Annotated in this window: 4 protein-coding genes and 1 pseudogene; 4 read left to right on the top strand and 1 reads right to left on the bottom strand. The window is 48.0% G+C overall.

Annotation, left to right across the window (positions count from 1 at the left end; genetic code table 11):
• The 3 genes and pseudogenes from Q0Y54_RS09505 to Q0Y54_RS09515 form a co-directional block, all read left to right on the top strand.
• Nucleotides 1–2,693: hypothetical protein (locus Q0Y54_RS09505; RefSeq protein ID WP_297966841.1), on the top strand; the 2,693-nt coding region annotated here is incomplete at its 5' end.
• 139 nt (nucleotides 2,694–2,832) lie between these two features.
• A pseudogene (locus tag Q0Y54_RS09510) lies at nucleotides 2,833–3,524 on the top strand (enoyl-CoA hydratase-related protein).
• Nucleotides 3,525–3,602: 78 nt separating this feature from the next.
• Complete coding sequence (locus Q0Y54_RS09515; protein ID WP_297966845.1) at nucleotides 3,603–5,201, top strand: DUF4127 family protein; 1,599 nt, start codon at nucleotides 3,603–3,605, stop codon at nucleotides 5,199–5,201.
• Between the two features lie 272 nt (nucleotides 5,202–5,473).
• Here the strand turns inward: Q0Y54_RS09515 and Q0Y54_RS09520 are convergent, their stop codons facing one another.
• Nucleotides 5,474–5,734: a DUF4368 domain-containing protein gene (locus tag Q0Y54_RS09520; protein WP_297966850.1), complete on the bottom strand. Its 261-nt coding sequence runs from the start codon at nucleotides 5,732–5,734 to the stop codon at nucleotides 5,474–5,476.
• Nucleotides 5,735–5,924: 190 nt separating this feature from the next.
• On the opposite strand from Q0Y54_RS09520, the gene Q0Y54_RS09525 reads away from it, so the two are divergent.
• Nucleotides 5,925–9,158: hypothetical protein (locus tag Q0Y54_RS09525; protein WP_297966857.1), on the top strand; the 3,234-nt coding region annotated here is incomplete at its 3' end.

The raw sequence follows: 9,158 nt of genomic DNA on the forward strand, positions 1-9,158 counted from the left end.
ATGGCTACAGCTCCGGCGGTAAGACCAATGTGGATTATTTGAAGCTTTTGGCCAATGCCGATTCCTCCGATGTAACGCTTTTGGAGGATAAAAATAAAATTGTGGGCTTCCAGGTTAAAGGTACGGCTCCGTTGGGGATTAATGCCACCGGCGTGGTTAAAGCCAGTGCAGTCAGCGGGAATATTTCCGTTTCATCCCGTAAAACCGACAACGAAAGCGAAGCCTCTGTGCTGAAGCTGGATACCCTTAAGGCTGATAATGGCTATGTGCGGGTTATGGGGAAAAATGGTTTGGAAAATACCCTGAGCGATCCAACGAAGGCCAATGTTATCGCCAAAACAGAGGTCCTGCTGGAGGGCGGCGATGGTACCATCGGTACAGCTGATAAAGCCATAAACGTACAGGCTGGCGGCGACCTTACAGCCCGCTCCAATGATAATATTTTCATTAAAAATGTGGGTGCCAATGCCTTGTCCGTAGGCAGTATTTACACCCCGGATACTGTACAGCTGTATGCCGGCAAAGGCTTGGTGGGCAGCACTGTATCCAGTGATGGTATAGTGCCATATATCAACGCCAAAAATTTGATTTTGGATGGCACCAATAATGGTACTGCTCCTAGTGATATGGGAACTGCTGCAAGGCCCCTTAATGTATTAGGTAATGGTGTCAATGTGACAGCCAAGGGTGGCAGCACCCAGATTCAGGGCATCCAGGATGATACAAACAGCATAATCCTGAACAATATTGATATGACTGGTGATTTCGTCATAAAGACGCCTGGAACCCTTATTATCAATGACGTGGTTAAGGCCGGTAATGATATCGAACTAACTGGTGACAAGGGAATTAAGATGTCCAAAAAGGAAGAGGAGGACAAGGCTTCTTCCTATGTAATGGCAGGCTCCTCCATTTCGTTAAATGCCAAGGAGGGCGATGTGGGCTCTGGGGACAATGCCATCCGGCTGCTTAATACTGGAGCTGAAGTGACTGGTTCGGGAGTTAATGGCTTCCTGGTTGGTCTGGAGCGTCCATTGCTGAACACCGTTGGAGCTATGCACCTTGGAGCCATTGGTACGGCTGAGGAGCCGGGCTTTACTGGTAATTTGCTTGTCAGGACTCCGGGCACGCTGGATACGCTGGGTATCATCCATGTAAAGGGCAGCCTGGACCTGTTGGCGGCCAACGGTTCTATCAGTTCACTTGGTACCTGGCTGGCAGGAGGCAATATTACTGCTGCCGCAAAGGAGGGTATTAATATAGTAGGAAGGACGGAGGCCGGCAATAATATAACCATCAGCAGCCAAAAGGGTGATATTAAGATTATTAAGTCATTAAATTCGGCTGCCGGTAATATAAATATTAATTCCGAGAAGGGGAATATTGGTGTCATTGGTAAATTAACTGCCTCGGCGGGGAATATTAACGTCATCACCGGCATTGGCGATATTGCCGTTGGTGATACCTTGGATCACAATGAGGAATCCATTTCCGCCAGGAAGGATATTACCCTGTCAACGGATGTGGGTACCATATATATTTATGGTAAAACCGTATCCAAAGAGGGCAATATTAACCTGAGAGCGGGCAAGGAGGCCTATGAGCCGGGAGGAAGCAACATCGTTATTGATGATAATGGTGCCCTGGAGGCCGGCAAGGATATTTCCCTTCATGCCCACAATGGTGATATTGTGATTACTGATAATGTAAGGCCCCAGGGTGGTCTGAAGGCCGCTGTAAGCGGACAAGGTAATCTTGGCTTTGCCAATATTGACGTAAAGGGCGACATTGCTTTGGCCACCGAAAGGGGCGACGTGCGCGTAGTCCGTTCTGTAAAATCAGAAGAGGGCAATATCAGCATAGCCGTAGGCGAGGGTAACATTGCCGTCCAAAATGGACCAATAGAGGCCGCCAGGGGAGATATTCTCCTTTCTGTAAAGAAGGGGGACCTCCTGACGAATACTGCCACAGCCAATCATGTAGCCATAATCATGGGTGATAATACTGAAGCCTCCCGTATTAATGGGATTTATGCCAAAGCCAATGGAGATGGTATAAAGGATGTTATACTGGCAGGCAAATATGTTGGTGTAGGGACCGTGGAAAATATTGGCGGAACCAACAATCCGTTTACTATGACGGTGGAAACTCCTGATGGTTATAGCTTTGTAGAAAGCTTAAGGATTGATAAACTATTATCCAATACGGGCACCCAGATGACCAAGCTTTGGGCCAACAATGGCTATGTGAATGTGGATAAGGGGACAATTGATATAGCGGATGTCCTGGTGGGTGATAAATTCAATCTCAAGAACAGGTCGGTGGATATAGCCATTTATGGCCGAACCCCAACTCATGATGGTGAGGTGCTGGTATATTGGAATAATCCAAATAACCTCTATCCTATGGGAAGACAGTTTAAATTATTTGAAGATGGGGGAATTCTTACCAACAATGCTCACTTGGTAGAATACCATGATTGGCGGCTGTTCCGCAGCAACAAGTATCCTGAACAGTACAGTGTGGTAGACATGATGAGGGATACACTGATGCGGAAGTATCACTACTACAGCTTTGAGCCCCTTATTCCGTATCATCCCAAGGCAATATATGGGTATGTGGAGGCTGATGATGAAATTGTTAATTCCATGGATACAAAAAATGCCACTCAGCAGGAAATTATTGTTGAGTAGCGAATAATTATCATTGATACAGATTGTTATGCTCCCCTTGTGATGACAGCTTTATCCGAGGGGAGTATATTATAATTTGATTGGAGGACAGATGATGCTGGTAAATACCGAAATAAAGGATCGAATTGCGTATATTACAATGCAGAATGGGAAACACTATAATTGTCTCAGCGAAGAAATGTGCCTGGAGCTGATAGAGTCGATTAAAAAAAGCTATTCCTTGAAATGCGTTGGTATCGTCATTAAAGCAGAGGTTAATCGCAATGTGTGGAGTGCTGGCCACGATATAAAGGAGCTGCCTGTGGATGGCAGTGACCCCTTGGCGTATAATGTACCTATGGAGGAGCTGCTGAGAGAAGTACAGGATGTGCCTGTGATATGATTGTCAGCTCCAAGGATTCCACCTTTGCCATTACTCCGGCCAAGATTGGCATTCCCTATAACGCCTCGGGGCTGATACATTTTATTAACCAATTGGGAATTAACAAGGCCAGGGAAATGTTTTTTCTGGGGACTCCAATAGAGGCAGAGGATGCGTTGAACGTTGGTCTCATAAATCATGTGGCGGAGGATAGTGAAGCTCTGGAACGGCTTTTGGAGGATCATTTTCTGGCACCGCTGAGGCGCAACAGCATTTTGTCAATCAGTGCCATTAAGCGGCAGTTCCGCATTTTATCCCGTGCCGCCACGGTAATTAGTGCCGAAAACTTTGAACGCATTAACTATTATCGTCAGAAGGTATATTGCGGTGATGACTATAAGGAAGGTATTAATTCCTTCCTGGAAAAGCGCCCACCCAAATATAAGGGGAAGGCGTCGGATTTAGATTAAGTATGAGTAATTGTGAGGGAAGGGGCGATGACACTCATGGGTATTTCCATTTTGTATGCAATAAGGGGGCAAATACATTTGAAAAAAATAATTATGCTATTGGCACTTGCTGTATGCCTGCCGATTATTTCCGGCATTACAGCGGCAGAGGCTGCAGCAGCCTCGGACAGCGGCAAAATATTGTTTGTGCCCTTGGATAACCGTCCAATAACGGACAAGGAAACCCGTCAGGTGGCGGAAAAGCTGGGCTATGATGTGGTGGTTCCCCCAGAGAGCTTACTAGGGACCAGGGAGCAGCCAGGCGATCCCGATGGCCTTTGGCAGTGGCTGGATAAAAATGCCCCCGGGGCAAAGGCCGCTGTGGTATCCACCGATGCCATGCTTTATGGCAGCCTGGTGGCTTCCCGAAATCATGAATTAACTAAGAATACCATCAATGAACGGGTGGAGCACTTCCGTTCCTTCCATGAAAAACACCCGGGGCTGCCAATATATGGCTTTGGCACTATTTTACGTACCCTGCTGTCTGCCACCCATTCCGGCAATGGCATGGAGCCGGCTATTTACCAGCAGAATGCTGTATTGCTTCGGGATTACAGTGCCCTTCGGGATAAAGTGGAAATGGGACAGGCCACCAAAAAGGAAAAGAAGGAGCTGGAACGACTTACCAGGGAGATTCGGCCGGAGGCCATGGAGGAATGGACCCACCGTCACGGCTTAAATTTCGATGCCAACAAGGCACTGATTGATTTGACTGGTCAAGGGGTATTTACCTTTTTCTTTTTGGGCGGTGATGACTCAGCTCTTTATTCCCAGACCCATTACGAGACCCGTCATTTGCGGGAGCATGGAAAAAATATTGGCAAGACCAAGCTGCAGATAACCTCCGGTGCTGATGAGCTGGCTATGGTAATGATGTGCAGGGCTATTTGTGATGACAGGATGGACATTCCCTTTATTTATACTGTATATAACGAGGGCAAGGGCCGCACCACCATTCCGAAGTATTGCAATGAGGAAATCGGCATAGATGTGGATAATACTATTGTGGCTGCAGGCGGTATGCAGGTGCCTTCGCCGGCCCGGGCTGAGCTGGTTATGGCTATCAATACCGATGCAGATGGCAGAACCGTAGATGCCAACGGTCCGGACAACACCATTAAGCCACGGAAGGGGACCATGTACTTTGTGAATATGGTAAAGGATTTGGTGGATAAGGGCTATCCTGTGGCTGTGGCGGATATTGCCTATGGCAACGGTGCAGACAACGCCTTGATGGACCAGTTACACAAGGAAAATTTACAGTTTAAGCTGCGGGCCTATGGGGGCTGGAATACGGCCACTAATACCACGGGCTTCCTGATTGGAACAGGGCTTCTGACCAAATGGATGGATAAGCAGGCACGGGAGGAGCTAATGCTTATCCGTTATCTTGATGAGTGGTGCTACCAGGCCAATGTCCGTCAGCAGCTGGGTGCCGCTGTCTGGATGCATCCGGGCTACAGCCAGAGCACCGGGAATTTGGACGGTGCCCGGGATTTTGCATCCCAGCAGGGAACGGAGCTGATGAAGGAATTTGCCCGGAAGAATATTAATCTGCCGGCCAATATTTCCCTCAAAAATCTGCGTATATCCCACCCTTGGAACCGGTTGTTTGAGTGTGATATAGCTTTTTAAAGGTTAAATGATATTAAGTTTATAACGCCATTGTTCAAATTTTTCTTCTTTAGAAGAAAAATCTTCCAATTAGCGTTTCAACGAGCTGGGAGATATGCTCGCCAGCTGTTGTAGTTTGTTTTCCCCCACCTAAAGAGGTGGGGGACATCTTAAAGCTCGTTATATTTTGATGTAAAATTTAGGGGCATTCTGGCTGGATGCCCCTATTTTACATGATATTCCCATTGATTGATTGTATAGAAATTTTGGTTATACAAGAAAAGTCAAATCGTCTAAAAAGCGACACTTTTCTCAGATACATAAATCTTATCCACGAACTCGCGAATCAGCCCGGCGCTGAGTTCCTTGATATCGCTGTACTTTCGCACCTGGGAGATGAACCGCTTGGCTCCCTCTGCGCTGTCGTTGTGCTTCGCAATGACCGCTTCAAGCTCCCTCGAACGGCTGTCCAATTCTTTCTGCTCCGCCTCGTAGCTCACAATCAGCTTGGCAAAATTTGAAGTAAGGACGGATTCCAGACGAACTTTCCCCATATTTCAACCTATGGACGCGGGGAACGGGAACGGGCGGATCCTTCCGCCCTGCCACTCTCTCCCGCTTCCCCCCCGCAAGACCTGTGCAGAAGAAAAAAAGATAAATGTCTTGCGGGGGGGGGACACAAAGTGTAAAATATAAGTAGCGTGGATAAGTGTGCAAAAAACCACAACGAGAGGAGATAGGGGCATGAAAAAGAATCACAGGGAACGGAAACTGACGCGGCTTGTTTTGGGTGCATTGATGCTGGGTGGCGGGACGCTCTTCGCACCGACGGCGGAGGCGGCGACGACGGCTACAATTACAAACGGAATGGCTGATGCAACCAGTATGCAGGGCGCTGGGATGTATCAACCGGCAGGTATTAACTGCTGGGCTTTGAATAGCTCTGTGACCTATAATGCACTGACTATAAATGGAGTGCATACTAATTGGAAGAGTTGGGATTTTGCCGGTTATGCGAGGAATAGTAGTAGTGGAACATACGGCCCTGTCACTGTGGCTATGAATAATGGAGAGCTCCGTAGTTTATATGGTGTTCTATTAACAGGTACAGCTACCGGAAATGTTACGAATGCCAGTGTCATAAAGACGGGCGGCACAGTGAATAGTTATGTCGTTGGTGGTCGAGCGGATAAAGGAAATGCCATCGATAATCGTGTCGAAATCAGTGGCGGTACGGTTGGTCAGGTCATGGGTGGCTGGGTCGGAGGCGGCTATAAGGCCAATAGTAACGATGTGATTATATCCAACTCGGCTACGATCAATAATTCAATCAAGGGAGGATATATCCAATCTGGATCTGGTGAGGTAAATGAAAATACCGTTAATATAATGGGCGGTTCCATTAACGCCAACGTATATGGTGGTGCTTCCGACGATAACAACAACGAAGTTAACATGACGAAAAATACGGTCACTGTCACCGGTGGAACCATTGGCAGTGGAGTCAATATCCATGGCGCCTGGTCCAGCAAGGGCCTGGTTTCTGAAAATAGCGTCACCATCAATGGAGGTACATTCCAGGGAAACAACACAATTTATGGCGGTCATTCCAACAATGGTGACGTTACGAAGAATGCGGTCGATATCAAGACCGGAACGGTAGGCAACGTATATGGTGGGCATGTAATTGGAACTGGCAACGCAGGCGGTGACAGTGCCGATTTGGGCAATACGGTCACCATTGATGGTGGTACCATTGGTGATACTAATAAAACGCTTGTTGGTGGATACAGTGAGAACGGCAGTGCTGGCTATAATAACGTATATATCAATGGTGGTACTGTGAAATCACAGTTTGTTCGTGGTGGTCATGCGAATGGTGGCGATGCTACCAATAATACGGTTAAGATGACTGGTGGTACCATTGAAAATGCAATTACTTTAATTGGTGGTTATGCACTTGGTAACTCTGTTGACAATAGTTTTATTGTGTCTGGTGGTAATATAACCGGAACTGGCGGGGTTTTTGGTGGCCATGCAAATAAAGATGATAGCAAAGCAGAGGGCAATCGGGTTGACATATCTCAGGAAAAAACTGGCGTAGCCACCATTATAAATGACGACGTATATGGCGGTTACGTAAAATCCGGTACTGCAGGCGGTAACAGTGCTAATTTGGGCAATCAGGTCAATATCAGTGGCGGAACAGTAAATAATGTTTATGGTGGCTTTGCTCTAAATGGAGTTGCAAAGTATAATACGGTTTCGATAAGCAACGGCACAGTTGGAAATAGCGCGGCTGTGATTGGTGGCATCGCTAATGGTGCCACTAATACGGCTGCCAACAATAAAGTAAGTGTTTCTGGTGGTAATGTAACAGTCAGTGTCATAGGCGGCAAAGTGAAAACGGGTAATGCCGAGAGCAACGAAGTAGAGGTCAGCGGCGGAACGTTAGACCGTCATGTATTTGGCGGGCAAGCGACCGAAAGCGGGAACGCTACGAAAAACACCGTTACCATTTCCCAGGAGGAAGGCAAAACAACTTCAATCGGCCTGGATGTTTCTGCCGGTTATGCTGTCATCGGTAATGCAGGCGGTACCACTTCCGATTTGGGCAACCATGTAAATATCAGTGGCGGTACGATAAATGGAACGGTCTATGGCGGCTATACCAAGACTGGCTATGCCAACTATAATACCATAAATATGACCGGCGGCACGGTTGAAGGCGAATATGGCATCAATGGCGGCTGGGTAAATGATACTGGCGGTGGTAGTGCCGATAACAACACTATCACCATGAGCAGCGGCGAAGTGGACAAAGGTATCCGCGGCGGACGCTCTTTTGGTAAGAATGGTGCGGCTAGCACAGCCAGTGGTAACACCATTACCATTTCCGGCGATGCCAAAGTTGGCGGCTGGGTTATGGGCGGTCGGGCAACCGGAAATAATAGTGGTACCCAAAATTATACAGCCAACGGAAACACCGTCAACATCAACGGTGGTACTTTTAGTTACACATCAGAAATTTACGCTGGTCTTGCCGGATATAATGGTACTGGCAGTGAAACAGGCAGCGTAGCTAAGGATAACACCGTTAACATCAATGCGGCAGTGAGTGTAAACGGGATTGCCGTTGGTAAAGGTGCTACCAGCAGCGGCAATACCCTGAATCTGGGGGCTACTGGCATTACTGTTGGGGATAAAGGCGTTTCCTATACCCAGACCATTGGCATTACAAAGGATTTGGCCTTTGCCAATGGCAAAACTGTGTTGAGCTCCACTGGTGCTGTTACCGGAGTGGGAACTCTGGATATAAGCGGGGCCACTGCGTTGACTGGCTCCACTGTACCGGGAACCATGACCCTTCTCAGTGGTCAGAACAATAATTTCAGCAGCCTTAATCTGAAATATTCTGGGGGCACCAAGGCTATTGGTACCGGGATAGTGGTCAAGGAAAATGCCGAAGCCAAGGATACGGAAAACAATGTAACCCTGTCCTACAAGAACACCCATACCGTTGCTTTGGCTGACACCGACAGCAAGGTGAACTATACCATTACCAACAACGTGAAGGGCATAACCCCGGGGGTAGTGACCTGGGTAGCCAATGGCACTGCCCGCTCCGGTGCTGGTTATATCTACGACAACAACACGGCCATTGATGCTTCCGGCCTGTCCTTTGCCATTGCCAACAATGACAAGGCGGCACTGGCCAGCGGCAGCACAATGACCCTGCTTGGTGGTGCCTCCAATCTGGCAGGCAAGACCGTAACGGGCAAGGATCGCAGCCAGACTGTGGACTACAGTGCCGCCAATGGTACAGCCCTCACCGGCACCTTGAAGGGTACTGTATCCACCACAGCAGACAAGGTGAATTATACGGCCACCGGCATGACTTTGGACAAGGTAAATCTGGCTGACTGGAATGGCACTGCCAGTGCCGTGCCAACGGGCTGGACCGCTAATCTGCAGGAT

Origin of the sequence: uncultured Anaerovibrio sp., assembly GCF_947302755.1 — a bacterium.
Classification (GTDB): domain Bacteria; phylum Bacillota; class Negativicutes; order Selenomonadales; family Selenomonadaceae; genus Anaerovibrio.

What these genes read in the sequence shown, in the direction of transcription:
- Q0Y54_RS09520 (WP_297966850.1), bottom strand. Translation starts at nt 5,734, where the DNA reads ATGGGGAAAGTTCGTCTGGAATCCGTCCTTACTTCAAATTTTGCCAAG.